Source organism: Robertmurraya sp. FSL R5-0851 (genome assembly GCF_038002965.1).
GTDB lineage: Bacteria > Bacillota > Bacilli > Bacillales > Cytobacillaceae > Robertmurraya_A > Robertmurraya_A beringensis.
Genome location: NZ_JBBOOE010000001.1, coordinates 3,959,796 through 3,985,832, shown reverse-complemented (window position 1 = coordinate 3,985,832; position 26,037 = coordinate 3,959,796). Strand labels below are relative to the sequence as shown.

General features: G+C 40.6%; 26 protein-coding genes and 2 riboswitches. Of the genes, 15 read left to right on the top strand and 11 right to left on the bottom strand.

The window, feature by feature from the left end; translation table 11 throughout:
• Positions 1 to 164 precede the first annotated feature (164 nt).
• The 6 genes from MKX65_RS20455 to ilvD form a co-directional block, all read right to left on the bottom strand.
• Entirely contained in the window at positions 165 to 1,127 is a 963-nt protein-coding gene (locus tag MKX65_RS20455; protein ID WP_160546311.1) for a nitronate monooxygenase, read from the bottom strand.
• Between the two features lie 164 nt (positions 1,128 to 1,291).
• Entirely contained in the window at positions 1,292 to 2,392 is a 1,101-nt protein-coding gene (locus MKX65_RS20450) for an iron-containing alcohol dehydrogenase family protein (protein ID WP_340905321.1), read from the bottom strand.
• 54 nt (positions 2,393 to 2,446) lie between these two features.
• Entirely contained in the window at positions 2,447 to 3,289 is an 843-nt protein-coding gene (locus MKX65_RS20445) for a MetQ/NlpA family ABC transporter substrate-binding protein (RefSeq protein WP_160546309.1), read from the bottom strand.
• Positions 3,290 to 3,387: 98 nt separating this feature from the next.
• Positions 3,388 to 4,053 (bottom strand): methionine ABC transporter permease MetI, encoded by a 666-nt coding sequence (locus MKX65_RS20440; RefSeq protein WP_160546308.1) that lies wholly within the window; start codon positions 4,051 to 4,053, stop codon positions 3,388 to 3,390.
• Positions 4,043 to 5,056 (bottom strand): ATP-binding cassette domain-containing protein, encoded by a 1,014-nt coding sequence (locus MKX65_RS20435; protein ID WP_160546307.1) that lies wholly within the window; start codon positions 5,054 to 5,056, stop codon positions 4,043 to 4,045. The genes MKX65_RS20440 and MKX65_RS20435 overlap by 11 nt, the downstream gene beginning before the upstream one ends.
• Positions 5,057 to 5,129: 73 nt before the next feature.
• Positions 5,130 to 5,236: riboswitch (SAM riboswitch) on the bottom strand.
• A 176-nt stretch (positions 5,237 to 5,412) separates the two neighbouring features.
• Positions 5,413 to 7,086: a dihydroxy-acid dehydratase gene (gene ilvD / locus MKX65_RS20430; protein WP_160546306.1), complete on the bottom strand. Its 1,674-nt coding sequence runs from the start codon at positions 7,084 to 7,086 to the stop codon at positions 5,413 to 5,415.
• A gap of 270 nt (positions 7,087 to 7,356) precedes the next feature.
• Positions 7,357 to 7,542, top strand: a riboswitch (cobalamin riboswitch).
• A gap of 110 nt (positions 7,543 to 7,652) precedes the next feature.
• Between ilvD and cbiB the strand changes: the two genes are divergently transcribed.
• From cbiB to MKX65_RS20365, 13 genes are all read left to right on the top strand, one after another.
• Positions 7,653 to 8,618, top strand: coding sequence for an adenosylcobinamide-phosphate synthase CbiB (gene cbiB, locus MKX65_RS20425; RefSeq protein ID WP_160546305.1), 966 nt, complete (start codon positions 7,653 to 7,655; stop codon positions 8,616 to 8,618).
• Positions 8,593 to 9,672 (top strand): threonine-phosphate decarboxylase CobD, encoded by a 1,080-nt coding sequence (gene cobD, locus MKX65_RS20420; protein WP_160546304.1) that lies wholly within the window; start codon positions 8,593 to 8,595, stop codon positions 9,670 to 9,672. The genes cbiB and cobD overlap by 26 nt, the downstream gene beginning before the upstream one ends.
• Positions 9,651 to 10,259, top strand: a complete 609-nt coding sequence (locus tag MKX65_RS20415) for a bifunctional adenosylcobinamide kinase/adenosylcobinamide-phosphate guanylyltransferase (protein WP_160546303.1) — start codon at positions 9,651 to 9,653, stop codon at positions 10,257 to 10,259. The genes cobD and MKX65_RS20415 overlap by 22 nt, the downstream gene beginning before the upstream one ends.
• Positions 10,240 to 10,671, top strand: a complete 432-nt coding sequence (locus MKX65_RS20410) for a bifunctional adenosylcobinamide kinase/adenosylcobinamide-phosphate guanylyltransferase (protein WP_340906344.1) — start codon at positions 10,240 to 10,242, stop codon at positions 10,669 to 10,671. The genes MKX65_RS20415 and MKX65_RS20410 overlap by 20 nt, the downstream gene beginning before the upstream one ends.
• Positions 10,672 to 10,697: 26 nt before the next feature.
• Entirely contained in the window at positions 10,698 to 11,189 is a 492-nt protein-coding gene (locus MKX65_RS20405) for an ECF transporter S component (RefSeq protein ID WP_160546301.1), read from the top strand.
• Positions 11,186 to 11,896: an ATP-binding protein gene (locus tag MKX65_RS20400; protein ID WP_160546300.1), complete on the top strand. Its 711-nt coding sequence runs from the start codon at positions 11,186 to 11,188 to the stop codon at positions 11,894 to 11,896. Before MKX65_RS20405 ends, MKX65_RS20400 begins: the two co-directional genes overlap by 4 nt.
• Before the next feature lie 21 nt (positions 11,897 to 11,917).
• A complete protein-coding gene (locus MKX65_RS20395) occupies positions 11,918 to 12,538 on the top strand; it encodes a histidine phosphatase family protein (protein ID WP_160546299.1) in 621 nt (206 codons plus the stop codon).
• A 284-nt stretch (positions 12,539 to 12,822) separates the two neighbouring features.
• Entirely contained in the window at positions 12,823 to 14,367 is a 1,545-nt protein-coding gene (locus tag MKX65_RS20390) for a cobyric acid synthase (protein ID WP_160546298.1), read from the top strand.
• Positions 14,364 to 15,146, top strand: coding sequence for a uroporphyrinogen-III C-methyltransferase (gene cobA / locus MKX65_RS20385; RefSeq protein WP_160546297.1), 783 nt, complete (start codon positions 14,364 to 14,366; stop codon positions 15,144 to 15,146). The genes MKX65_RS20390 and cobA overlap by 4 nt, the downstream gene beginning before the upstream one ends.
• Before the next feature lie 128 nt (positions 15,147 to 15,274).
• On the top strand, positions 15,275 to 16,051 hold the full coding sequence (gene aroD, locus MKX65_RS20380; RefSeq protein WP_160546296.1) for a type I 3-dehydroquinate dehydratase: 777 nt from the start codon (positions 15,275 to 15,277) through the stop codon (positions 16,049 to 16,051).
• 131 nt (positions 16,052 to 16,182) lie between these two features.
• Positions 16,183 to 16,644 (top strand): MarR family winged helix-turn-helix transcriptional regulator, encoded by a 462-nt coding sequence (locus MKX65_RS20375; protein WP_340906341.1) that lies wholly within the window; start codon positions 16,183 to 16,185, stop codon positions 16,642 to 16,644.
• A gap of 3 nt (positions 16,645 to 16,647) precedes the next feature.
• Complete coding sequence (locus MKX65_RS20370; protein WP_340905317.1) at positions 16,648 to 19,683, top strand: MMPL family transporter; 3,036 nt, start codon at positions 16,648 to 16,650, stop codon at positions 19,681 to 19,683.
• 103 nt (positions 19,684 to 19,786) lie between these two features.
• The gene (locus MKX65_RS20365; RefSeq protein ID WP_340905315.1) at positions 19,787 to 20,011 is read left to right on the top strand and encodes a hypothetical protein; all 225 of its coding nucleotides are present in this window, start codon (positions 19,787 to 19,789) and stop codon (positions 20,009 to 20,011) included.
• 35 nt (positions 20,012 to 20,046) lie between these two features.
• Here the strand turns inward: MKX65_RS20365 and MKX65_RS20360 are convergent, their stop codons facing one another.
• Positions 20,047 to 20,184, bottom strand: coding sequence for a hypothetical protein (locus MKX65_RS20360; RefSeq protein WP_340905314.1), 138 nt, complete (start codon positions 20,182 to 20,184; stop codon positions 20,047 to 20,049).
• Positions 20,185 to 20,389: 205 nt separating this feature from the next.
• Here MKX65_RS20360 and MKX65_RS20355 point away from each other — a divergent pair, with 205 nt between their 5' ends.
• A complete protein-coding gene (locus MKX65_RS20355; protein ID WP_340905312.1) occupies positions 20,390 to 21,250 on the top strand; it encodes a GNAT family N-acetyltransferase in 861 nt (286 codons plus the stop codon).
• Positions 21,251 to 21,274: 24 nt separating this feature from the next.
• On the opposite strand, the gene MKX65_RS20350 is transcribed toward MKX65_RS20355, so the two are convergent.
• Genes MKX65_RS20350 through spoIIP form a run of 3 tightly spaced genes read right to left on the bottom strand, consistent with a single transcriptional unit; the run spans position 21,275 to position 23,389 of the window.
• Positions 21,275 to 22,024: a (S)-benzoin forming benzil reductase gene (locus MKX65_RS20350; protein ID WP_160546328.1), complete on the bottom strand. Its 750-nt coding sequence runs from the start codon at positions 22,022 to 22,024 to the stop codon at positions 21,275 to 21,277.
• A 59-nt stretch (positions 22,025 to 22,083) separates the two neighbouring features.
• Entirely contained in the window at positions 22,084 to 22,272 is a 189-nt protein-coding gene (locus MKX65_RS20345) for a hypothetical protein (RefSeq protein ID WP_340905310.1), read from the bottom strand.
• Entirely contained in the window at positions 22,265 to 23,389 is a 1,125-nt protein-coding gene (gene spoIIP, locus MKX65_RS20340) for a stage II sporulation protein P (protein WP_340905308.1), read from the bottom strand. The genes MKX65_RS20345 and spoIIP overlap by 8 nt, the downstream gene beginning before the upstream one ends.
• Before the next feature lie 237 nt (positions 23,390 to 23,626).
• Between spoIIP and MKX65_RS20335 the strand changes: the two genes are divergently transcribed.
• Positions 23,627 to 24,799, top strand: coding sequence for an FtsW/RodA/SpoVE family cell cycle protein (locus MKX65_RS20335; protein WP_160546290.1), 1,173 nt, complete (start codon positions 23,627 to 23,629; stop codon positions 24,797 to 24,799).
• A 104-nt stretch (positions 24,800 to 24,903) separates the two neighbouring features.
• Here the strand turns inward: MKX65_RS20335 and MKX65_RS20330 are convergent, their stop codons facing one another.
• Entirely contained in the window at positions 24,904 to 25,881 is a 978-nt protein-coding gene (locus MKX65_RS20330) for an ABC transporter substrate-binding protein (protein ID WP_160546289.1), read from the bottom strand.
• Between the last annotated feature and the right edge of the window lie 156 nt (positions 25,882 to 26,037).

Below are 26,037 nucleotides of genomic sequence, written 5' to 3'. Positions count from 1 at the left end.
ACTGTTTGTTTCCCTCTAACCAAAGAAAATGGTCCCAGTGGTAACCAACCCTACCTATCAAAGCTATTAACAAAAGCCAGCCACCAAAACCCATCCCCTCAAGACAGATAAGTAGAACAAAAAAACTGAGAGGGTTAGCCACTTGAGCTAACCCTCTGAGTTTTTTATTTACTGATGGCTACACGATACTCGTTTGTTAGATTTTCAAAGATTTTTTTCACAGGAAGTATCTCTTTAATTTCATGAACTCTGGCTCCTGCAAACACAAGACCATTTTCGACATCGCCAGCCATTGATTTTAAAAGGGAGTCAAGGGTACAAAATCTATACGAGCAATTTTTCAAGCAATCCATGCATTTCGTAATTTTTAGCTTTTCAGAAGTAGTGATTAAGTCTGTAAAGTGATTTGCAATCGCACGACCGTGAAGACCAACTGTTGTTTTAACGAGCAGTGTATCTTCCTTCGTCGCTTCGACGTATTTCTGCTTAAAGGAAAGTGGGGCATCACATTCCTCGCTCGCAACAAACCGAGTTCCCATTTGTACTCCTGAAGCTCCCATGCTGATCGCTTTAGCAATGTCTGCTCCTGTCATGATTCCTCCCGCTGCAATAACCGGGATCGATACAGCCTCCACCACTTCAGGAAGAATCTCAAATAATGGACGTTCGGTCCCGAGGTGGCCACCCGCTTCATGTCCTTCAACCACAACTGCGGCAGCACCAAGGCGCTCTGACATTTTCGCTAGCTTCGCAGAAGACACTATAGAAAGAACGGGAATACCCGCTTTCTTGCCCCATGCATACATATCCCGTGAAATCCCTGCACCTGAAATAATAAAATCGACCTTTTCTTCAAGTGCCGCCTTCATTTTCTCAGCAAAGTCATTCATTGCAAATAACACATTAACACCAATATATCCTGCATCCTTTTTCACAAGCGCTTTAGCTTGACGAATATGGTTTCTCATTTCTTCAACGGAAATCCCTGTGCCCGAAATTATGCCAATTCCACCTGCATTTGCAACAGCAGAGGCAAGCTTGCTAAGGGAAATGCCTACACCCATGCCACCTTGTATGATGGGAGCTTTCGGAAGCATATGTCCAATTTTTAACTGAGGAAAATTCATGATCATCACCCATTTCTTTTAATCTCCATTAGATTCTAGCATGTAGTATGGGAGAAGGATGTGATATATATTACTAGGTACTAAAATTTGATAATAATAGTTGGTAACATTTTGTGAACATTGAATAAAAAAAACTCCATTTGAATAAAAAACCCCTTGTTCTGTTAGACAAGGGGATCAACAAATGTTTCCAGTGATAGAATTGCGGTTAATATATCGTCTGAAGTAAAGTCTTTCTCCAAGTAATGAATGGACTCACTAGAAGCTACCGTTCTCTCGGCAATTGCTTTGAGTTTTTCGAGATTATCGCGGTTCAGCTCTAGATCTCTTAATTGTATTGGAAGCTCTAAAGCTCTGTAAAAAGGAAGAAGGGAGGCAACCTCTTCTAAATTTTCCTCGAGCACTAGCTGAACAAGTATACCGTACGCTACTTTTTCACCGTGCAATAGATGATGGGTTTCATGAGCTACCGTTAATCCATTATGAACCGAGTGGGCAGCAGCAATTCTCCCGTACCGGTCTCCGAAACCGCCAACCATGCCACCAGCCACAATGATCGTTTCAATAACTTGAAGAAAAGCAGGTGAAGAAGTTTTTGCTTCCATCGCGTTCAGTGCAGTTTGACTATGTTCAAGTAAAACAATCTGGCAAAGCCTCGCACTTTGATGGGCGATTTTTACAGGCAACGGAAGATCTTGTAAGTCGCGTACTAACACATCAGCTTCGTACCATTTGGCCAATGTGTCTGCAATCCCTGCTCGAACATACTTAATTGGTGAATGAAGAATGATACGCGGTTCTATTAAGACGATTAATGTACTTTTCGGAAAAATGGTGTAATGCGTGAATTCGCCTTCTTCTGTATAAAACACACTTAACGGAGTCCAAGCAGCGCAGGTGGAGGCAAGAGTTGGGATAAGAATGGCTTCTTTGTTTGTTTCATTTGCCACTGCCTTTGCCAGATCAAGTACTTTTCCTCCGCCTATACCTATGATGGCGTCGATGTTTGTGTCATTGGCTATCGTTGAGATTCGCTGTACCTCTCGTAGTGAGCATTCTCCATGATAGGGAACAAAGGTTAGCTTTACATCTTGCATATTTGGAAAATAGGATGATGCTGCTTTCCAAGATTGTTCTCCGTGAATTACTAAGCAATGATTAATTGAATTCAAGAGAAGTAGATTTTCAAGGTCATCAAACGAACCCTCATGACATGCATAATAAGAGGGAGCTCCACGCACTTCAAGTTTTTTCAATGTATTCATTCCTTTCTAGTAAAAACAACGCCGGGTAAGGGCGTTGTTTTTTATGTTTATCAATTAGCGATTTACCATCCATTCTGGTTTACCAAAGCCTTGGAAGTCCTCGTCGATGATGGTTTCAAATTCTTCTGATTCAACAACTTCTTTCAGATCTTTTGCAAATTGGCTGTCAATATTCTTTGTATCTACCGCCACACGGTTACGGTATTGATCTGGCATATTTTCAAGCTGTAATGCGTCTAATAAGTCCATTTTTGCTGCTAAAGCGAAGTTTCCTGGTACTGCAGCAAGGTCCACGCTGTCAACCGCACGTGGAAGCTGAGCTGCTTCAATTGGTTGGAATACTAGATTTTTTACGTTCTTTTCTACGTCTTTTTCTGAAACCGTTAATGGGTCAGCATCTGCGTTTAATGAGATTAACCCAAGATCTTCTAAAATTAAGAAAGCACGTGCTGCATTTGTTGGGTCATTTGGGATAGCAATATCAGCTCCATCCGAAATTTCATCTACAGAAGTAAACGTCTTAGAGTAGATCCCCATTGGTGCAGTTGGTACGGAAATAACGTCAGATAGTTCAATCTTATTTTCTTTTGCGAAGTTTTCCATGTAGATTTTGTGCTGGAATAGGTTTGCGTCAATGTCTCCCTTGGAAAGAGCGAGATTTGGTTGAACATAGTCACTGAATTCAACTACTTCTACTTCATAGCCTTTTTCCTCTAATAAAGGCTTAATTGCGTTTGAAACCATGTCACTGTATGGACCAGACGTTGCTCCAATTTTCACTTCTTTTTTCTCAGTCGCCTTTTCCTCAGAAGAAGATGCCTCCTCAGAACTTCCACCGCAAGCTGCAAGCACGGCGATTGCAATTAAAACTACAAAACTCAAAAATAACTTTCTCATCGTAAATACTCCCCCAATAATTTTTATGGTGTCTGTCACCCTTCGTGGACAGTTGGTGCGTTTTTGTCCTTCTGGGATGGACAGTGGTTAAATGTGATTTATTTTTTATTTACTGCCTTTGCAAGTCGGTCACCGAAAAATTGGATGAGCTGGACTAAGCAAATTAAGATGATAACGGTGGTAATCATGACGGTATTGTCGTAGCGGTAGTACCCAAAGCGGATGGCAAGGTCTCCGACACCGCCTCCACCGACGATTCCCGCCATGGCGGAGTAAGCAACTAAGCTAATAATCGTAATGGTCACACCTTGGATGATCCCTGGCTTTGCCTCTGGAAGAAGAACTTCTTTGATGATCATCCACGGAGAAGCCCCGACAGCAACCGCTGCTTCAATCACTCCTTTGTCGATCTCTCGCAGTGACTGTTCTACCAATCTAGCAAAGAAAGGAATGGCAGCGACCGAGAGTGAGACGGATGCTGCTGTTGGTCCAATTGTTGAACCAGCAATCAAATCTGCTAAAGGCAAAAGTGCAATGAGCAGGATGATAAACGGAATCGAACGGATCATGTTCACTAAAAATCCAACAATTTGATTAAATAGGGAATTCTCTAAAAACAATCCGCGGTCGGTAACAAACAACAGTACTCCTACTGGCAATCCGATAATCATAGCTACTGCAATTGATATACCGACCATATAAATCGTTTCAAAAAAGGCTTTGTTCAAATCAGGTAGTAATTCTATCAAGCTATCAAGCGGCATCTCGGATCACCTCCAAGCTTTCTGTGCGAGATGTGATGTATTGTATTGCTTTTTCTACTTCGGCAATATCACCTGTGAGTTCCATAATGAAGATTCCAAGTGGAGTTTCTTTTATGTACTCGATCTTGCCGTGTAAAATATTGCCCTTTACTTGGAACTTCTGAAGCGCGTCTGAAATTACTGATTCCTCTGCAATTGCCCCGCGGAAATGAATCTTTACAATTTTTCCTTTGCTTGAAGTTAGCAAGTGATCTGGTAAATCAAATTGAAGAATGGTATTAATGAATTCTTTCGTCAGTTCATTCGTTGGATTTGAGAACAAATCATAGACATGACCTTCCTCAACAATTCGCCCGTCCTGCATAACTGCCATTCGATCACAAATCTCTTTTACAACTTCCATCTCATGTGTGATCAGTACAATCGTTAATCCTAGCTCCTGGTTAATCTTTTTTAACAAAGATAAAATCGATTTCGTCGTGCTTGGGTCCAGGGCAGAGGTGGCTTCATCACAAAGCAGAACGGAAGGGTTATTTGCTAAAGCTCTCGCAATTCCTACACGTTGCTTTTGTCCACCGCTTAGCTGAGAGGGATACACATCACGCTTATCTGACAAGCCGACCATTTCAAGTAGATCGGTGACTCGATTATCAATTTCTGCTTTTGATTTATGTGCAGCCTTTAAGGCAAAAGCTACGTTTTCAAAAACCGTCTTTGAGCTTACGAGATAGAAGTGTTGAAAGATCATCCCAATTTTTTGACGAGCAGTCCGAAGCTCCTTTTTCCCAAGTGTGGTAAGGGATACCCCATCGATTTTAATTTCCCCTGAGGTCGGAGCCTCTAATAAATTCAAGCAACGTAGTAATGAACTTTTCCCAGCACCGCTATAACCAACGATTCCAAAGATTTCCCCTTTGTTCACCGTTAATGACACATGGTCCACACCCGTTACTTCACCTTTTTTTGTTTGGTAGACTTTCACCAAGTCTGTTACTTCGATCATTTATGTCACCCCTTAAGCTATGAAAATACAAAAATGCCTCTTTCCAATCAGAAAGAGGCATCGTTATATATACGACTTATCTTTCAGAATGGAATCATTCTGTAGGAAGTGGCACCGTTCCATGAAATGGAGGTTGCCGGACGTCATAGGGCCTAATCCCTCGGTCACTCTTGATAAGTAAAAGGTCTTATTAATTTGTTACATGAATCATAAATCTAATAGGGGAGAAGTGTCAACAGCTGTTTTTGGTAGAAGGAAGTAGAGGGAGCGCTTACATAACTGAGGCTGTAAGTGGAAAAAAATTTTAAAAAATAAAACACCCATCACAAAAAAAGTGAATGGGTGCCAAATTAATATTAGATTTTCATAACTCCACCGGTGCTAGCAGATGTTACAAGCTTCGAATAACGAGCTAGATAACCCTTTTTCACCTTAGGTTCAAAGCCTTTCCAGTTTGCTTTACGCTCTGCCCATTCTTCGTCAGAAAGAACAACATCCATGGAACGAGCGTCAACATCGATGATAATCTGATCTCCATTTTGGATAAACGCTAATGGTCCACCTTCTGCAGCTTCTGGTGATGCGTGTCCGATAGACAATCCACGTGAAGCACCAGAGAAGCGGCCATCTGTTACAAGAGCAACCTTTGCACCAAGTCCCATTCCCATGATTTGAGAAGTTGGGGCTAGCATTTCAGGCATACCAGGTCCACCTTTTGGTCCTTCATAACGGATTACTACAACGTCGCCTTCTTTCACTTTTCCGTTTGCAATGCCGTGAAGAGCTTCGTCTTGTGAATCAAACACAACAGCAGGTCCTTCATGGCGGTTTCCACCCGTGATTCCACCTGTTTTAATGATGGCACCATCTGGAGCAAGGTTTCCGAATAATACAGCAAGTCCACCCTTTTCACTAAATGGATTATCAATGGAATGAATCACATCATAATTCTTAACATCACAGCCAGCGATATTTTCACCAAGTGTTTTCCCTGTAACGGTTAATGTATCCAGGTGAAGGGCGCCTTCTTTCTTGGATAATTCGTTTAGAACCGCAGAAACTCCGCCTGCTTCATGCAAGTCTTCAATAAACACGTCAGAAGCTGGAGCAAGCTTTGACAAGTGAGGAACACGAGCCGCTACTTCATTGATTCTTCCGATTGGATAATCGATTTCTGCTTCATGAGCTAATGCTAAAGTATGAAGTACAGTATTGGAAGATCCACCTAATGCCATATCAAGGGCAAACGCGTTATCGATTGCTTTTTCTGTAACGATATCACGAGGCTTAATATCCTTTTCAATCAGTTCCATTAACTGTGTTGCTGATTTCCTAACGAAATCTCTACGCTCAGGCGCTACAGCTAAAATCGTTCCATTACCAGGAAGAGCCAATCCAAGCGCTTCTGCTAAACAGTTCATCGAGTTTGCTGTGAACATACCTGAACAAGATCCACATGTCGGACAGCCAAACTGTTCTAATTCTAATAGTCCCTTGTCATCAAGTTTTCCAGCTTGGTATGCACCAACGCCTTCGAATACAGAAGAAAGTGAGATCTTTTTGCCATCGCTAGTTACTCCAGCCTTCATTGGTCCACCGCTTACAAAAACAGTAGGGATATTTAAACGAAGTGATGCCATTAACATACCAGGAGTAATCTTGTCACAGTTCGGGATACAAACCATTCCATCAAACCAGTGAGCAGCGACAACCGTTTCAACCGAGTCAGCAATGATTTCACGGCTTGGTAGCGAGTAGCGCATGCCGATATGACCCATTGCAATTCCATCATCGACACCGATTGTGTTCATTTCAAATGGAACTCCACCTGCTTCACGGATAGCGTCTTTGACAATTTTCCCGAACTCTTGTAAGTGCACATGTCCTGGCACGATATCAATGTAGGAGTTAACTACTGCGATAAATGGCTTACCAAAATCCTCTTCTTTTACCCCAGCCGCACGCAAAAGGCTTCGGTGTGGTGCACGATCAAATCCCTTTTTTATCATATTACTTCTTAATTCTGCCAAAATAATTCCCTCCCAATCTATTAAAAACCAATGGTGTTAATGTTTTAAATTATTAAAAAATTTTAACAAATAGAAGGAGAATTGTAAAGAAAGATGACAAAAGATTCATTTGGTAGATTTTAAAAGTTGTCTTCATTTGTCCTATTTTGTCGCTTTTAATATTTTTATGGTGGCAGTGAATGGCGGTTCCGATTTGTCACAATGAAAAAAATATGTCAGCGATTGCCTTGTCATTCCTTTGTTACAAGATTAGTATTAAGATATGAAAAGTAAATATGAGCAAGAATAGGTGTACTTCTTTTTAGAAGTCTAGGGAAGTTGGTGAAAGTCCAACGCGGTCCCGCCACTGTAAATGGGAGCATACTGTAAAAACCACTGTGCAATAAGGAATTGCATGGGAAGGTGCAGAAAGCAATGACCATCAGCCAGGAAACCTGACTATATCTTGACACCGTGTACCTACGAGGATAGGTGGTGTGGTCGGTTTCTTACATAAGGAAGAAGCTTATTCCAACATCTCCATTTCAATGTGGAGATGTTTTTTATTTTGTTAGGGGGGGGGAACCATGTTTCTTCAACATTTATTGGCCATGACGATTGCTTATTTTATTGATTTACTTCTCGGTGATCCGATCGATTGGCCACATCCGGTGAAATGGATCGGAACGCTGATTTACAAGTTCGAGAAAAAGTGGAATAAAGGGACGCGGAAAAAATGGAAGGGAGTGGCTATGGTAGTTACGCTTCTCCTGCTCGTTGTGGGAATTACGCTCCTGATTACGATGCTAGCTTATCAAGTTCATCTCATGGTCGGCATTGTGGTTGAAGCGGTGATCATCTGGACGACGATTGCTCAAAAAAGCTTAAAGGAGGCAGCGTTGACGGTGTACGGTCCGTTAAAAAAGGGGGATCTCGTTGAAGCTCGCCATAAGCTATCGTTTATCGTTGGCCGTGATACGGATCAACTTGATGAACAGGGGGTGGTTCGCGCGACGATTGAAACGGTCGCAGAAAACACAAGTGACGGAGTAACTGCTCCCTTATTTTGGGCATTTCTCGGTGGTGCCCCTCTAGCGATGCTGTACCGTGCAGTCAATACTTGCGATTCGATGGTTGGATATAAAAATGATAAATACATGGAGTTTGGCTGGGCGTCGGCGAAGCTTGATGATTGGTTAAATTTGATACCGAGTCGCCTAACCTCCGTTTGTATGCTCTTAAGCAATAAGCCGGTCCGATCCTCGGTAAAGGAGTCAGCGAAAATTGTCCTTCGTGATGCGAAGAAACATCCAAGCCCAAACAGTGGATGGGGAGAAGCTGCTGTGGCTGCCTTACTTGGGATTCAGCTCGGAGGAATCAACTATTACAAGGGTATTCGCTCCGATCGAGCCAAAATGGGAGAATCTTATTTTCCTGTCACTGCGGAGCATATTTTGCAAGCCAACGGTATTTTAACTCGAACGGTACTCACATTTTTACTTTTATTATGGATTGGAGGGATGATCGTTGAAGTGGCCTATGCACGGAGCTAATCCACAATTTTTATATAAAGCACTACATCTCGACATGCCTGAAACAGTGATTGATTTTAGCGCCAATATTAATCCGCTCGGTCCACCGGCTACAGTAAAGGGCAGGTGGAATGAGCTGTTTCCTCTTGTATCTGATTATCCGGATCCAACGGCAGGAAGGCTAACAGGTTTGCTTTCAAAGCAAGAAGGAGTAAGAAAAGAGCAAATCTTAGTGGGGAACGGCGGGGCGGAGCTTATTTCTTTGGTCGGACGACTGCTCACTGGTAAAAAAGTGCTCATCGTACAACCAGCCTTTTCCGAATACGAAGAAGCGTGCCGAGTGAATCAATGTGAGGTACGCTACCACTTGATGGATGTAGACAGCTGGGAATTACGCTTAGATGAATTACTAGTGAGCTTACGAGAAGTAGACGCTGTATTTCTGTGCAATCCAAACAATCCAACGGGAATGTTTTTTCCGAAACATACGATTGAGATTCTTGCCCGTGAATGTGCCCGATACGGAACCTTGCTTATCGTCGACGAAGCCTTTTACGACTTTATTGAAGAGTACGAATCTATCGTTTCCTGTCTCCAACATTGCGAGAACATGATCATTCTTCGTTCCATGACCAAAATGTTCAGCATTCCAGGAATCCGCTTAGGATACTTAATGGCCAATGAAGCCCTGCTAGCAAAAATTAGGGAAAGCAAACCGCATTGGAGTGTGAATGCGATAGCTATGAAGGTGGGGGAATGGTGTTTGTCAGAAAGTGACTATATAGAACAAACCATTCAATTGATAAAAAAGGAGCGGGAGAGGCTACAGGCTTTTTATCGTGATCAGGAATTCTCTTATTCTCCTTCAAACGTAAATTTTTATTTGCTAAAAGATACGAAAGTCTCCGATCCATTTCCGTTTTTCCGTTTTTTGATGGAAAAGGGGATGATTCCACGGCATACGATGAATTTCCCAGGACTTGACGGAAAGTGGCTACGATTGGCGATTAAGGGAGCAAACGAGCATGAAAGGTTATTAGAGGTGATGAGTGCATGGCGGAGGCTGGACAGCTGATATTTATTAGTGGTGGGGTTAGAAGTGGAAAAAGCAGTTTTGCTGAGAAAACAGCCATGGAGCTAACAAAGAAAACTCAAGGAAATCTCCACTATATTGCTTCAGGAGTTGCTTTTGATGAGGAAATGAAGGACCGAATTAAAAGGCATCAACAGCAAAGAAATGAAGGCGAGCACCAGTGGGTAACTTGGGAGGAACCCTATTTTTTACATAACCTCTCCACTGTTTTTCAACCGAATGATATTGTGCTCTTTGACTGCTTAACGAATCTATTAAACAACCGTTTGTTTCAAACCGAGGAGAGGCTGATGGACCCGTCTTTTCATAAGGAAATCAGGATATCAATCATAGAGGGGATCCTTTCGGTACAGAAAAGTTGTCACACCCTCATCGTCGTTAGTAATGAAATCTTGAATGAACCGATTCACTCTAGTGACCTTGTTCTTGTGTATGCAAAGATCCTTGGAAGGTTAAATCAACAGGTCGTTGCAAGGGCAAAGGAAGCGTATCTCGTGGAAGCAGGAATTCCAATTTGCATGAAAAAGGAGGATGATGACGTTGTATTTCGTGATGGGAGGAGCATGTAACGGAAAAGCCGAGTGGGTACGTAGCCATTTTTGTTTGGGTCAGTATCCACGAGTAAGTTGGATAAAAGCTTATGAATGCTCATATTATGACTGGATTAGTGAAGATTCTACTGACTCCTTAGTGGTGGTTGAAGGAATCGAGTATTGGATCAGGGATTTATCGCTGCAACACGAATCAGATAAAGTAAGACAAATATGGAAAGAGACACTATTGAATTGGGATCAATGGGAAAAGGATGGTTGCAAGAGAAAACTCGTCATCATTGGGTCAGATATTACTAGAGGAATTGTACCTGTTGAAAAAGCAGATCGGAAATGGCGTGATGATGCAGGATGGACATTTCAGGATACGGTCCAACTATGTGATCGAGTGGATCATATTTGGTACGGAATTGGGCAACGCATGAAGTAATTGCAAATCAAAAGGAGGAAGAAAAAATGAAGGTGGAAAAAGTAACTTGGATGGCTGTGTTTATCGCTTTAACAGTTGTAGGTGGCATGTTGAAAATTCCAGCAATCATCGGAAGTGTCGCGCTTGATTCGTTTCCAGCAATCGTTGCTGCCGCGCTTTTAGGAGGAATCCCAGGGGCGATCGTCGGTGGAATAGGCCATATGGTATCAGCATTAATCGGAGGAATGCCTCTTGGACCTATGCATTTCTTAATCGCTATCGAAATGGCAATACTTACATGGATATTTGCTTATTTTTATCAAAAAGGCAGCAAGTGGACGGCGTCTATTTTATTCGTGCTAGGTAATACCTTTGCAGCTCCCCTCCCATTTATCTTTTTAATCTCAAAAGCATTTTATATTAGTCTGGTTCCCTCTTTACTCATTGCATCTATCTTTAATACCGTTTTAGCTGTGATCGTTGCTCCACGATTAGCTAGCATCATGAAACCAGCAGTAGCGGGGAAATTTCAAAAATGAGAGATGTTCAATTACTTAAAATGGGAAAAGAAACCCTTGTGGTAGCTTCTGATAATAGCGGGGCGATCGGGTTAAAGAAGCTCGATGCGGTACAGGTTCCTTACGATATCGTTGGTTATTATACTTTTCGTGTGGCAGCTATGGAATGCTACTCGGCGGGGGCTATTCCTGAAGCAGTGATTCTTCAAAACTTCTGCGGAGATGGATCTTGGGAAGAACTCGTAAAGGGAATTACGAAAGGTCTGCTTGAGCTAGATGTACCAAACGTTCCGATCAGTGGAAGCACCGAAAGTAACTTCTTGCTTGTTCAATCTGCCGTCGGATTAACGGTATTAGGAAATAGAACGAGCCATGCTCCTTTGAGTGCCATTCCCTTTCTTGAAAATACGAAAGTGGCGGTTATTGGTCTTCCTCTTGTTGGAAATGAAGTGATTGAGCAGGAAGCAGAAGTAGCTCCGTTACGATTAGTGAAGGAGCTCTCACAACTAGATGGCACTGTCTTATTGCCTGTGGGGTCCAAAGGGATCCTTTATGAATTGAATCGTCTTTTTTCAAACCGAACGTTTTTAAAAAGTGAGGTAAACTCTGTGGTTAATTTAGAAAAAACATCTGGTCCATCTACCTGCTTCCTGATTGCTTTTCCAGTTGATAAAGAGCATGAGGTGAAGGAACTCTCTGGTTATTACTATCATGAATTAACTTTTTAAATCGTAAAGGGAGTGACCATGATGATTGATTTATATATTGTTAGGCATGGACAAACCACATGGAATGTACAAAAGCGAATGCAAGGTAGATTGGATTCCGCCCTTACAAAAAAAGGAGTGGAGGATGCTAAACGATTAAGAGACTACTTAGCTACTACCCCATTTGATGAAGTGATCTCTTCTCCAAGTGGAAGGGCTTATACCACCGCGAAGCTTATCCGGCCAAATGAAACAAATATGAAAACAGACCCGAGGTTAATGGAAATTCACCTAGGAAAATGGCAGGGAAAAACGGATGACGAAATTTATCATGAGTTTCCATCAGAGTATGATCATTATTGGAATGCTCCAGAGCGATATTACAACGATGGAGGAGAAACCTTTACAGATGTGATGACAAGAGTGGAAGACTTTCTACAAGAAATAGAGAGAATGCACGGTGGCGGGAGAGTGCTAATGGTCACTCATGGAGTAACCATTATGGCATTCTTATCTATCGTGAAAAAGCATTCACTAAATAATTTTTGGTCTGCTCCTATCAGTGAGGGAACAAGTTTAACCTTGATACGGCTGGATAAAGGGGAAAGAAAACTCCTGGTTGAGGCGAGTGTAGAACATCTCTCACTAGTATCCGTTTATTAATCATATATGAAGTATTTGTGAAAAATTTATAGGCACTAGGATTTTAATAAGGAAATCCTGGTGCCGTTTTTATCGACGAGTAAATGGAATATGGAAGATATTCTTACAACTTGCTGTACTCAATTAAAGGAAAATGGAAGAATGGGTTAAGCGTTACAAGCGAAATTCTTAACAGGAACCACATTTGAAGGTTATTAGAATGGCAAGTTCGTAGGCGATATAAGTTCTTAGGAGCTGTTCTTCATTTATAGAAACTTTTTATTTCACGGTGTAGGGGGAACATCATGCGTAGAGCACAGTCCATTATGATTCAAGGAACACATTCAGATGCAGGAAAAAGCGTGATATCAACAGCGCTTTGCCGAATTTTTTCAGATATGGGCTATAAAACAGCCCCATTTAAATCTCAAAATATGGCATTAAACTCTTATATCACGTTGGATGGTAAGGAGATTGGAAGAGCTCAAGGCGTTCAAGCTGAAGCCGCACGAACAATAGCAACTACAGATATGAATCCGATTTTAATTAAACCATCGAGGGACTATGAGGCACAGATCGTTGTTCATGGGAAGCCATATAAAAATATGCAAGCAGGAGCTTATCGTCAAGATTTCTTCCAACAAGGACTAACCTTAATTAAAGAAGCGTACGAGCGACTCGATCAACAGTTTGAGCGCATTGTGATTGAGGGGGCAGGAAGTCCAGCCGAAATTAATCTAAATGATCGTGAATTAGTAAATATGAGGGTCGCGAACATGACGGAATCACCTGTCATCCTAGTAGGTGACATTGAACGTGGTGGTGTGTTTGCAAGCTTAGTCGGAACGCTTCAGTTAATTGAAGCGAGTGATCGAGACCGAGTGATAGGGGTGATTATCAATAAGTTCAGGGGAGATGTAAGCTTACTCGAACCAGGTCTTGATTGGTTTACGGAGTATACAGGGGTGCCAGTTCTAGGTGTCGTTCCTTATACGAACGTGAAGGTGGATGCAGAGGACTCCGTTGCCTTAAAGCTATACAGCACAGAAAGAGATTCAGAGAAAGAAATAGATATCGCAGTCATTCAATTTCCTAAAATATCAAATTTTACAGATATTGACCCGTTCTTATCAGAAGAAGACTGCCATGTACGCCTTGTCAGCAGCAAGGAACAGCTTCAAGATCCTGATCTGCTTATCTTGCCTGGCAGTAAAAATACCATCGAGGATTTGATATTTCTTAAGCAATCCGGATTGTATGATGAAATTCAGAGGCTCACGAAAAATGGGAAAACTTTTGTGTATGGAATATGTGGAGGCTACCAAATGCTTGGAGCAACCGTCGAGGATCCAGAGGGTATTGAATCCAAGGTATCAATCGAAGCCGGTTTAAACCTATTACCAATCTATACAATCATTACATCTGAGAAAACGACGACCCTATCAAAAGGGACCATTCAGACAAATGGCCAAACTCATTATGTGGAAGGTTATGAAATTCATATGGGAGTCACGACGTTTCTAAAGCCATGTACACCATTAATAACTCAAGGTACCACCACCGATGGAGTCATAAGTGAAAATCAACAAATAATCGGAACGTACTTTCATGGAATCTTTGATAATGATTCGTATCGTGCAGCCCTTATTAATCAGATACGGAAAGTTAAGGGGCTAGAAGAAAAACATGACCGAGTAGCGTTTCGCTCTCAACGTGAGGAAGCGTATAACCAGCTAGCGGAACATGTAAAAGAACATATCAATCTTTCATTTATAGAAGAGAAGATGCGAGAGTATTACGATAAGAAGATACGTTTAGGAATGGAAACAACGATGGAGGGATCTCAATGAAAAAAGGGAAGGTATATCTCGTTGGAGCAGGTCCTGGTGACCCGAAATTACTAACATTGTATGGGCTGGAGTGCATTCAAAAAGCGGATGTTATTTCTTATGATCGGTTAGTGAATAAAGAATTACTGAAACATGCGAAAGAAGACTGTGAACTGATTTATAGCGGGAAAAGACCGGGGAAACACCATTTGATTCAAGATGAAATCAATCACCTGCTTGTGGATCAGGCGATGAAAGGAAAGATTGTAACAAGGTTGAAGGGCGGAGATCCGTTTGTATTTGGTCGAGGGGGAGAGGAAGCGGAGTTTTTAGCAAGACATGGAATCTCTTTTGAAGTGGTCCCTGGAGTAACAGCAGGAATCGCCGCTTCAGCTTATGCGGGTATTCCTGTCACACACCGAGATTATGCCACCTCTTTTGCGATGGTAACGGGACATGGGTGTGTGGAAAAGGGAAGTGAATTTTTAAATTGGGAGGCTCTTGCTAAAGGGATTGATACGATTGCTTTTTATATGGGTGTAAACAATCTTTCAAATATTTGTAAGAACCTAATATCTCATGGGAAAAAGGCAACAACACCGGTAGCAGTCATTCATTGGGGGACGACCTCAGTTCAAAGAACCGTAACAGGAACGTTGGAAACAATTGAAGAGATTGTGAGTAAGCACCAAATCTCTCACCCTTCTATCATTCTAGTAGGAGAGGTTGTTCAAATGAGAGAAAAGATTCATTGGTTTGAAGAAAATCACGCTGAAGCGCTAGTTAAGGCAATGGCGTAAGGAATGCAAGAAAAGGGAACGGCAGGATGGAAAAAAGGGTACTCTTTTTTGTAGAGTATCCTATTTTTTTGTGGTCATAAAGAGCAGTTGTAGGATAAAGTAGAGGATAAGAATGGAGGGATCGTAACTTGGCGAATTTCATTGCGGTAAAAAATATTCGTATTGGGGTAGGAACACCTAAGATTTGTGTACCTATGACAGGGAATACAGTGGAAGACCTTTTAGCGGAGGCAGAACTTATTCAATTGAATAAGAATTTTGTCGATATGGTTGAATGGAGAGTAGATTTTTTCAATGATAGTGAAGATCTTAGTAAGGTGATGACTGCACTTTCAACGATCCATCAGCGTTTGAAAGAGCTTCCTCTTGTTTTTACATTTCGAAGCCTTGAAGAGGGTGGGGAAAAGGAAATTCATCCTTCTTATTATTTCGACTTGAATGAAGCGGCAGCAAAGTCAGGTATGGTGGATTTAGTAGATATTGAGCTACGTCATCGAGATGAGGATATTAGTCAGATTCTCTCCATCATTCATGAGAACGGCCGATTAGGGATCCTTTCTAGCCATAATTTTGCCAAAACGCCTTCAAAGGATAAAATGGTGGAAATTCTTGAACGTGGAAAGAAGCTAGGAGGCGATATTCCCAAAATAGCAGTGATGCCGACCTCTGCTAGAGATGTGCTAGCATTGTTGGAAGCCACTGTTGAAATGCAAGAAAAACATCCAGATACTCCGATTATCACCATGTCAATGGCAGGGCAAGGCGCCATTAGTCGCCTATCTGGTGAGGTGTTTGGATCAAGTGTTACATTCGGAGCGTTAAAGAAAGCGTCAGCACCAGGACAAGTTCAAGTAAGTGATCTTAGACGTACATTAGAAATCCTTCATCATAGCTTACAAAAGTAGCGAGCCAATTTGATTGGTTCGTTTTTTTTTGTTTGACAGAAAAATGTGACTCCATTATGATAATCGAGTAGATAGTTAAACAGTTGAACAATTAAATAATGAAACTATTTTCTGGAGGTGACATGCTACAGATGCCAGACCAGCATATTAAAGAGGTTGTGAATAAATATATCTCTCTATCTTTTTCCGTTAACAAGATAGGGGAAGCGCTTGTTAAGGAGCAGTTAGATTGTGATCTAACAAGTGAGCAGCATTATATGTTGCGCTATATCTATCAAAATCATTCTTGTACATCGTCAGAGCTTGCCGACGTATTTTCTGTAAAAAAAAGTGCGATTACAGCCATCATTACCCGATTATGGACGAAGGGCTTTATTCAAAGAACAAGAGATGAAAATGACCGTCGAGTGGTGTACTTAACGTTGACGGATAAAGGCAATGAGCTTTATTTAGAAACGGAAGCTAGAATTCATAAACTGGTGGAATCGATTATCACAAAATTCGACCAAAACGAAATCGAAATGTTTATCCAGTCATACGAAAAATTGTATAGCGTACTTTTAGAAACAAAGAAGAATCAACTGGAGGATTAGCCCATGTATGCGATTATTAAAAATAAGTGGTTAGTACTAGTCGCATGGATAGCTCTCATTGTGGGACTATTTATGCTGGCTCCGAACATGGCCGATCTTGTGCGTGAAAAGGGGCAAATTGATGTTCCGGAAGGATATTCCTCTACACTAGCCTCTGACATTATGGAAAACGTCCAAGAACAGGAAGGCGGAGGGGATGATACGCAGGTCGCCCTCGTGTTTCATAGTGAGGAAAAACTAACGGAAAAAGAAATACAAGAAGCTGAAAAAGCGATTCGGGCACTTGAAAACAAGAAAGAAGAGCTGGGGATTGCAGAAATTCTGACTCATTTTAATGAAGAGGTTTTAGAAGAACAGCTTGTTTCAAAGGATGGAAAAGCGATTCTGACGTCGTTAACCATTGAGTGGAAGGACCGTGAACCGAAAGAATTAAGTGAAGCCCTTTATGAAACGATCGAAGACGTGAAGATCGACCATGATTACACGAGTAATTGGTTAATTAATGAAGACTTGATGACAAGTTCTCAAGAAGGATTGAAAAAGACAGAAGGAATAACTGTTGTTTTCATCTTAGTGGTATTGTTACTCGTATTCCGTTCGGTAGTAGCACCGGTCATCCCATTGTTAACGGTTGGATTCTCGTATTTAGCCGCTCAATCGATTGTTTCGATTTTAGTAGATAAATTAGATTTTCCCGTTTCGAGTTATACGCAAATCTTTCTTGTGGCGATATTATTTGGAATAGGAACGGACTATTGTATCCTTTTACTAAGCCGTTATAAAGAAGAACTTACACATTACGAACATCGTGCAGATGCGATCGTAGCGACGTATCGTAATGCCGGCCGTACGGTATTTTTCAGTGGATTAGCCGTAATGATTGGTTTTGCTGCAATCGGGTTTTCAAAATTTGTGCTTTATCAATCAGCAGCAGCTGTTGCGGTTGGAGTAGGACTTTTGTTGATTGCCTTGTTTACGATTGTTCCATTTTTTATGGCTGTACTTGGCGGGAAAATCTTCTGGCCTTCAAAGAGTACGGCGGAGCACGGAGAAAGCAAATTCTGGGGTGTAGTTGGTCAATTTTCTCTGAAGCGCCCAGTAATTGCACTTCTTATAGTAGCAGCTGTTTGTGTACCGTTCTTGGTCACATACGATGGAAAACTTTCTTATAATTCTCTGGAAGAAATCAGTGGAGATGTCCATTCTATTCGTGCCTTTAATGCTATTGCTGATAGCTTTGGACCGGGCGAATCGATGCCAACCCAAATCGTTTTAAAAAATGATGAGGCAATGGATTCGATAGAATATATTAATTTAGTGGAAGAAATTAGTAAGCAGTTAGCACGCGTTCCACTAGTAGACACCGTTCGTTCGGTGACACGACCAACGGGTGAACCGATTGAAGACTTTTTAATCGCGAAACAAGCTGATACCTTACAAGAAGGGCTTGGGGAAGGAAAAGAAGGACTTGATCAAATTAGCTCAGGTCTAAAGGAAGCAAGCGATGGTCTTGAGAGTTCAGCACCACAACTTGAACAGGCAACAGCGGGTATCGGGGAACTCGTAACCGGAACATCGCAGGTTCAGTCAGGATTAACCGAAATTCAAACAAATTTAGCAAAAATAGAAGATGGTATTCGCCAAGGAGCAGCAGGTTCTGCTCAAATCAAAACAGAGCTTGGAAATATGAAGTCTGGTGCTGAGCAGCTGTTAGCGGAGTATAAAAAGCTTGCTGGTGCTTATGGACAAATGGGTGCTGGGTTAAACGAGCTTTCTGCGGCACTTGCTTCTACTGAACAGTATTTTGCCGCTTTAGAAACCAGTTATCCAGCGTTACAAATGGATGAATCTTATCAAAGATTAAAGGGAACGGTTCAAACGGTCCAGCCGCAATTAGCTGGAGTAGCTAGTGGCATGGCGGAGGCTAATGCTGGATTTTCAGTCATTAATGAGAACCAGCAGAAAATTGTTTCTGGTTTAGAACAGTTTATCGTGGGAATTGACAAACAGCTTGCCGGCCTTAACCAGCTTGCAAATGGTCAAGGTCAAATTGTTGATAATATGCCAAAGCTAACTTCCGGATTAGCCGGAATTCGTGACGGTCAACAGCAGCTTGCAGATGGATTTGGTGAATTAGGCGGTCAATTGGGCCAACTAACAGATGGCTTGAACCAAAGTGTGGATGGCTTAAATCAAATCTCAGATGGATTAGGCTCGGCTCAAGACTATATTAAAGGTCTTTCTGAAAATGAGAATGGTGCGTTCTATCTACCACCTGAGGTTCTTGAAAGTGAAGATTTCGTACAGGTGTTAGACACCTATATGTCTGAAGATCGTAAAGTAATGACGATCGATGTCATTCTTGAAGCCAATCCTTACTCCAATGAAGCCATCAATCAAGTGGATAAACTCAATGAAGCAGTAAAGAGTGCCACCGCGAATACGAAGCTTGAAAATGCCGTGGTTGCTGTGGGTGGAGTAACAAGAACAAATGCTGACCTTGATGCGATTTCAGGAGAAGATTACTCTCGAACGGTTGTCTTGATGTTAGTGGGGATAACCATCATCTTAGTTATTCTATTCCGATCAATGATCATGCCAGCGTATATCATTGCGTCGTTGATACTAACGTTCTACACATCTATGGGAATAAATGAAGCGATATTTGTTAACCTCCTAGGCTATACAGGAATAAGCTGGGCCGTACCATTTTTCGGCTTTGTAATCTTAATCGCACTGGGAGTTGACTATAGTATCTTCTTAATGGACCGTTTTAATGAGTATAAAGATCTCACTATTCGCGAAGCTATGCTTGAATCCATGAAAAAAATGGGTACAGTTATCATTTCAGCAGCTGTCATCTTAGGTGGGACCTTTGCTGCGATGATGCCTTCAGGAATGCTATCCTTACTACAAATTGCATCCATTGTGTTAGTAGGATTATTCCTATATGCCCTAGTGATTCTTCCATTATTTATCCCGGTCATGGTCAGAACCTTTGGGAAAGCCAACTGGTGGCCATTCTTACGGGAAAAATAATTAGATTGTGGGAACCCCGCCATGGTTGGCGGGGTTTTTAGTTGGAAATAAATCAACGGATAAGAAAAAGGAGTAGAAAGATACTATACAAGAGGTGAGTGAATTGAAAAATAAAGAAAATGAAGTGGCGGCCATTAATGATGCCAATATTGAGCTAACTGAAAGACTTGAGGATAGTGAAGTTCATTCTTCAAGCCCTGGTGATACAGAAGCAACGAAAGCCAATTTAGAAATTGACAAGGCGTTCTCTCATGATCAAACGGCGGATCCTCTTCCTACGTATGTAATGTACAACACACCAGCAATCAAGATTAATCCAAAAAGATAGGTGCTGAAGAAATTCAGCACCTTTTTTCATTTTCATTAATCAAGATCGGTCTTATCGGTTTTAGCCTTATTATTACGCTTGTTACCTTTACTATTGTCTCCACTTCCATTCAAGACGCCATGGTTTTTAGGAGAATTTTGGTTTTTACTGCCTTTATTATACTTTTTAGTCATGTTATGAGCTCCTTTCAAAATACCTTCGATGATAGTTTGGCTCACAACGGGTTTCTTCAACCGTGAAAAAGAAAAAGACCTCCACTATTGGGAGGTCAAAGAAAAAGGGGGAATTACACTTGTACTATTATATTCGCCAATGTGTTACCATTTTATACATGTATAGGAAAAAAATTATATAAAAATTTGATAATGGAGAAAGTATATGGAGTTCGTAAGGAATTACAAAGACCAATTGACGCTTCGGCAAAGTTTTAATGACCTTGCATCATCGACCTTTGGTATTCAATTTGAAAAATGGTATAAAAGAGGCTACTGGAATGAACGGTATATTCCGTATTCATTTGTAGTGAATAACAAGGTAATTGCCAATGTGTCCGTAAATGTATTAACTCTTCTTATAAATGGGGAATTAAAAAAAGCCGTACAGATTGGAACGGTTATGACTGATGACCAATTTCGAAACAAAGGGTTATCAAAGGCTCTTTTACAAAAAGTGTTTGAGGATTATGACAAACAGGTAGACCTCTATTATTTATTTGCGAACCATACTGTTCTTGATTTTTATCCGAAATTCGGATTTAGTCGAAGAAAAGAACATCTTTTCAGCAAAAAACTCCCAACAAAACAACATGACAAAACGCTCAGAAAGATAAACCTAGAAAAAGACATCTATTTACTTGAAGACTACAGTACCAATAGAAAGCCACTATCACAAACATTTTCAAGTTTGCATACAGAAGGAATTAACTTTTTCCATTTTCTTCATGTGTTTTCAAACGATCTTTATTATGATGAATCATGTGAATCGATTCTTATCTATAAAGTGATCGACAGCGAGATTCATTTATTTGATTGTATTAGTAAAAGGGAAGTAGCCTTGGACGAGCAAATTCAAGCATTATCAGCATTAGGGGAAAACGTGTATATTCATTTTACACCTGATCAACCTGAGAATTACAGAGTTCATCCAATCGATTCGACTGATGATGTACTGTTTGTAAAAACCACTTCGCCATGTGAGTTTCCCCATTATTTTAAGCACCCAGTTACCAGTCAAGCATAAAAAAGTAGCTTCAGGAAATGGAAGCTACTTTAGTAGATTATTTACGCTATAAATTTTTCCGTTTTCAATCTCTTCAGTAAGAAGCAAGTCAATGAGTGCATCGGCAACAATTTTTGTGCTTCTTAGCATCCCATTTTCTTTATAAGCAATAAATTTATTCACCTCTTGGAAGGCATGCTCCGTTGAAGAGCGTATAACACCTTGCATATCAGTATCCATAATTCCTGGACTATAACCAATAATCGTCGCATTGTCGGAATGGTCTTGTTCTACTGCCACGGTTTTAGTAAACATATTTAAGGCTGCCTTTGTACTACAATACACACTCCATCCTTGAACCGGTCTTTCGGCAGCACCAGATGTAACATTGACAACGGTTAGCTTTGTTCCGTTTGCCTTTTGTAAGAAAAGGTTCGTCGCGAACATCGGAGCAGCAACATTGAGTTGAAGGGATATTTCAATTGCCTCATGATCTAAACTTCCAACTCGGTCAATCGGTTCAACCACACCTGCGTTATTAACGAGTAAAACTTCATTTTCTGTGCTGGAAAAAATAATCTCTGTAACTGCAGAAAAAGCTTGCTCGGTCTCCATTCTATTCGTCAAATCGCACGTTACATGCTTATAAAACAATCCATTTTCCTGAGCAAGCTGTTTTAGTGCAGGATTTTCATTTCTAGAAATAGTAATGAGCCCGAATTGTTCCTGTAGAACTCTTTCGGCAATCGAGGCACCAAGTCCTTTGGAAGCCCCAGTAACAACTGCATATTTCATCACAACACGTCCTCTCATCATATGAAATATTTTACCATACGAGATAAAAAATCAGCACATCATAAGTCTTTTTCAGATTGCTGAAATTTAAGGAGCTGATCCTCAATCAGAATGTAAATCGAGGTAATAATCCCTGCTGCAAGCCAAGCAATTGTAATTAAGTGGTAGCCTAAAATGAGATACAGTAAAAAGGAAGAAATAAAAGTGAAAAATAAATAGTGGTGAGGGAGAACATGTACTTTATCCATTTACCTTCTCTGCCTTCCAATAGTATTCACTAAAGATCTCTGCAAAGGCCTCAACCGTGTTATACAGTTCGGTTAAGTCATTATCCACTCCGCCAAACTCTACGAGAATCGACCCAGATGATAAATCTTGATTGTAGACTCCATTTCCTTCCGTTAGTCCTTTTGCTAAAACCCCACGGCTCAGGTTCGGATATTTCTCATCTATCATTGCATTTAATTCTGTTGCCACTTGTAGATTCTGTTCGTAATTTTTATTTGCTTTACCGACAACAAAGAATAGCCTCGCATAAGACTTGCCATTAATCACCTGTGTTGTTTTTTCTTTTCGAAGCGCGTCTCGGTGGATATCAATGACGTAATCAATAGCATCATTGCCTCCAAGTGCTTCTTGGACGAGTTGTCGGGAAAGATCGTAGGAATGATCAGTTGTTAGATTATTTTCTTTTAATAGGTTAGGCATGCTGGTTGTATCGTGAAGAACACTAATGCCATTTGTATTTAATTCCTCTGTAAGCTTTTTCCCGACCGCAATAATGTTTGCGGATTCATTGTTACTCGTCGCTTCTTCAGGTTCCTTAGCATCTTTTAATAATGGTAAAAATGATTCCCAGCTATGTGTATGATAGATAAATACACTTTTTTTCCCTGCCACAACTGGGGTGTTACCGCCTTCCGCCTCTTTAAGCATTTCCTTTGCTATTTCTCTTTCTTGTAATAAAATTTCTACCGGTGGAGCGGATTCGATCGGAAGGTTAGTGAAATTCGTACCGCTACCAGCAACGACGATATTTGTATCAAACACGGAAAATCCAGGGAGTTCTCTGCCAAGAAACGTTCTTGTATCCTCCGGTTGGATATTGGTTGCTAGTTTTAGAGCGAGCTTTGATAAGGAGGAAACCGTTATACTCGCTTTTTCGTTGTATATATGATGGTTCTCTGACTTTACGAAATAAACAAGCCATTCATGGGTGTCAATATTCGAAATCCACTTCTTGACGGTTTCAGATGCAAAGGTATTTGTGTAGGTGGTTGTTATTCCTGCAAGTAAGAACGTAGCTAGCATGATAGCCAACCAGCCTTGAAAAAAGGTCCATAATGATAGTTTTGAAGACTTCATGTCAACACCTCCTTAGCTACTATATGAGCCTTTCCACCTTTTCAGAAGAGAAAAAAGAAACAAGCAGGTCCTTTACAGTCTTAGAAATATCAATTTCTCACTTTTTTCACATTTGTAATGTACATTAGGTAGAACCGATATGTAATCATTCCCAAACAAGAAAGAAGAGTTGTGCTTTACAAGAATTAAAAATATAATGGAGAATTGAATACCATGTTTTCAGATGGGAGTATTACTATGTCTTCAAATCAACAGCCTTCGTCTAAAATAGACTTTCATTTAATATTTATCTTAATTCTTTTGTTTCTATCGAGCTGTATTGCTATTTACAGCGCGCAATCAACAGGACAGTATGATTCAAACTTTTTATTAAAACAGATCATTTGGTATGGAATTGGAATAGGGATTATTGTTGCAGTCATCACCCTTGATTCGGACCAGCTTAAAAAGCTCTCATGGTATGCCTATGGATTTGGGGTATTTCTATTGGCCTTTCTCATTATTGCTCCATCTAGTATTGCGCCTGTAATCAATGGGGCAAAGAGTTGGTATAAGGCACCGTTTATCGGATCGCTTCAGCCAGCTGAGCTGATGAAGGTTTTTATTATCCTCGCACTTGCCAGAGCAATAGGAGATCATCATGAAAAATACCGAATCAAAACGATTCAAACGGATTTTATTTTATTAGGAAAAATTGTTCTTATTACGATGGTGCCGTTACTGCTCGTCATGCAGCAACCGGATTTAGGGACTTCTCTTGTGATGATAGCGATAATGATAGGGATGATCTTTATTTCGGGGGTATCATGGAAGATTCTTCTGCCGATCTTTTCGTCAGGAATCACTTTGATCGGAGTCATTTTCTACTTAGTACTATGGAAACCTGAAATACTTGAAAAGTATCTTGGAGTAAAGGAATATCAGTTTGGAAGAATTTACTCCTGGATTGATCCTTACAATTATCAAAGTTCTACCGGCTTCCAGCTTACCCGTTCGTTGCTAGCTATTGGTTCAGGAGAAACGACAGGGAAGGGCTACGGTACGAGAGAAGTATACTTGCCAGAAAGTCATACGGATTTTATCTTTAGTATTGTAGGAGAAGAATTTGGTTTTGTTGGAGCTAGCGTTATTATTAGTTTGTTTTTCTTACTGATCTACCATATTACAAAGGTTGGTATGGAAACGAAAAATGAGTTTTATACGTATATTTGTGTCGGAATTATTAGCATGATAACCTTCCACGTGTTTCAAAACATTGGAATGACGATTGGTCTATTACCAATCACAGGAATTCCGCTTCCGTTCATTAGTTATGGGGGAAGCTCAATAATGGGGAATTTCCTAGCAATTAGCTTAATTTTCTCGATACGATATCATCATAAAAAGTATATGTTTTCAAGTGACGATTAAAAAACCTCGCCGTTATGGCGAGGTTTTTTAGGGGAGTGCTCGATTTCCGTTGAGGGGGGTAAGAAATCAGAGCTAGTCATATATATCAAATTTAAGAAGTTAACTTATTGTAAGAAATACTTTTCGATGTCATCAAGCATCAGGTTCGCTGCGATAACTCCGCCAGCTGTATTCCAGATGGCATCGTCAATTTCATGAACATTTCCTTGCTTGGCTACTTCTAGGTTTTTAAATAATGGATCTTCAATCCATTCTTTCGCTACTTGAGTTGCTGCTCCGTCACCTGTTTCATAAGTGAAATAGAATAGAATGTCTCCATCCATCAATGGAATCTGTTCTTTTGTTGCACCTTTGATCGCGAATTCATTCACATCTTGACTTTCAGGACGTGCAAAACCTAATTGATCTAATACCACACCAGAGAATGAATCCTTTTGATAAATACGAACATCAGCTGCTAAGAAACGAACAATAGATACTTTTTTCTGAAGTTGGTCTCCAAGCTCTGTTTTCAAATCAGATACACGAGTATCGTAATCAGAAATTACTTTGTTTCCTTCATCTACTTTATTTAACGCTTTTGCGTAAAGCTCAAAGTTTTCCTTCCAATCTCCACGTAATGTTTCAGAGAATACAGTAGGAGCAATGGCACTTAATTGATCGTAAATCGATTCTTGACGCATTTTGTTTCCAATAATTAGATCCGGTTGTAATGCAGCAATGGCTTCAAGATTTACTTGTGTATCTGTTTCAAATCCAACCACTTGAACATCCTTCATATCATCAGCAATATGTTCATACCAAGGGTCTCCATTTGCTGTCCAAGATTGAACCGCTCCAACAGGTGTTACTCCTAATGCTAATAAGGCTTCAGTTCCTTCATTTGTTAAAATAACAACCTTTTTAGGTGTATCAGGAATAGTGGTTGTCCCCATTGCATGCTCAACGGTATAGCTTGTATTTTCCGTCTTTGCATCCTCATTTTTAGTACCTGTGGACGCTTCTTCGTTGCTTCCGCATGCTGCTAGAAGACTAAGAATCAAAATGGTTAACATAGTGAAAGAAAATTTAATAAGTTTCATAAGTTCCTCCTACAATGAATGTATGTAATTGTTAATGATAATCATTTTCACTTACGGTTATTATCATAAAATGAATTGTAAAGGGTGTCAATAGGTAATTGAGATTTATTTTCAATTAGATAATAAAAAACAGTTGTTTACATCATTGAAAATGAT

Excerpts from the sequence above, each read along its gene's own strand:
- MKX65_RS20355 (WP_340905312.1), top strand. The coding sequence starts at position 20,390 with ATGGAGTTCGTAAGGAATTACAAAGACCAATTGACGCTTCGGCAAAGT.
- cobA (WP_160546297.1), top strand. The coding sequence starts at position 14,364 with ATGAAAAAAGGGAAGGTATATCTCGTTGGAGCAGGTCCTGGTGACCCG.
- MKX65_RS20370 (WP_340905317.1), top strand. The coding sequence starts at position 16,648 with ATGTATGCGATTATTAAAAATAAGTGGTTAGTACTAGTCGCATGGATA.
- MKX65_RS20360 (WP_340905314.1), bottom strand. The coding sequence starts at position 20,184 with ATGACTAAAAAGTATAATAAAGGCAGTAAAAACCAAAATTCTCCTAAA.
- MKX65_RS20335 (WP_160546290.1), top strand. The coding sequence starts at position 23,627 with ATGTCTTCAAATCAACAGCCTTCGTCTAAAATAGACTTTCATTTAATA.
- MKX65_RS20390 (WP_160546298.1), top strand. The coding sequence starts at position 12,823 with ATGCGTAGAGCACAGTCCATTATGATTCAAGGAACACATTCAGATGCA.
- MKX65_RS20405 (WP_160546301.1), top strand. The coding sequence starts at position 10,698 with ATGAAGGTGGAAAAAGTAACTTGGATGGCTGTGTTTATCGCTTTAACA.
- MKX65_RS20330 (WP_160546289.1), bottom strand. The coding sequence starts at position 25,881 with ATGAAACTTATTAAATTTTCTTTCACTATGTTAACCATTTTGATTCTT.
- MKX65_RS20415 (WP_160546303.1), top strand. The coding sequence starts at position 9,651 with ATGGCGGAGGCTGGACAGCTGATATTTATTAGTGGTGGGGTTAGAAGT.
- MKX65_RS20395 (WP_160546299.1), top strand. The coding sequence starts at position 11,918 with ATGATTGATTTATATATTGTTAGGCATGGACAAACCACATGGAATGTA.
- MKX65_RS20375 (WP_340906341.1), top strand. The coding sequence starts at position 16,183 with ATGCCAGACCAGCATATTAAAGAGGTTGTGAATAAATATATCTCTCTA.
- MKX65_RS20440 (WP_160546308.1), bottom strand. The coding sequence starts at position 4,053 with ATGCCGCTTGATAGCTTGATAGAATTACTACCTGATTTGAACAAAGCC.
- MKX65_RS20435 (WP_160546307.1), bottom strand. The coding sequence starts at position 5,056 with ATGATCGAAGTAACAGACTTGGTGAAAGTCTACCAAACAAAAAAAGGT.
- MKX65_RS20345 (WP_340905310.1), bottom strand. The coding sequence starts at position 22,272 with ATGGATAAAGTACATGTTCTCCCTCACCACTATTTATTTTTCACTTTT.
- MKX65_RS20445 (WP_160546309.1), bottom strand. The coding sequence starts at position 3,289 with ATGAGAAAGTTATTTTTGAGTTTTGTAGTTTTAATTGCAATCGCCGTG.
- MKX65_RS20450 (WP_340905321.1), bottom strand. The coding sequence starts at position 2,392 with ATGAATACATTGAAAAAACTTGAAGTGCGTGGAGCTCCCTCTTATTAT.
- cbiB (WP_160546305.1), top strand. The coding sequence starts at position 7,653 with ATGTTTCTTCAACATTTATTGGCCATGACGATTGCTTATTTTATTGAT.
- MKX65_RS20400 (WP_160546300.1), top strand. The coding sequence starts at position 11,186 with ATGAGAGATGTTCAATTACTTAAAATGGGAAAAGAAACCCTTGTGGTA.
- MKX65_RS20350 (WP_160546328.1), bottom strand. The coding sequence starts at position 22,024 with ATGAAATATGCAGTTGTTACTGGGGCTTCCAAAGGACTTGGTGCCTCG.
- spoIIP (WP_340905308.1), bottom strand. The coding sequence starts at position 23,389 with ATGAAGTCTTCAAAACTATCATTATGGACCTTTTTTCAAGGCTGGTTG.
- MKX65_RS20455 (WP_160546311.1), bottom strand. The coding sequence starts at position 1,127 with ATGAATTTTCCTCAGTTAAAAATTGGACATATGCTTCCGAAAGCTCCC.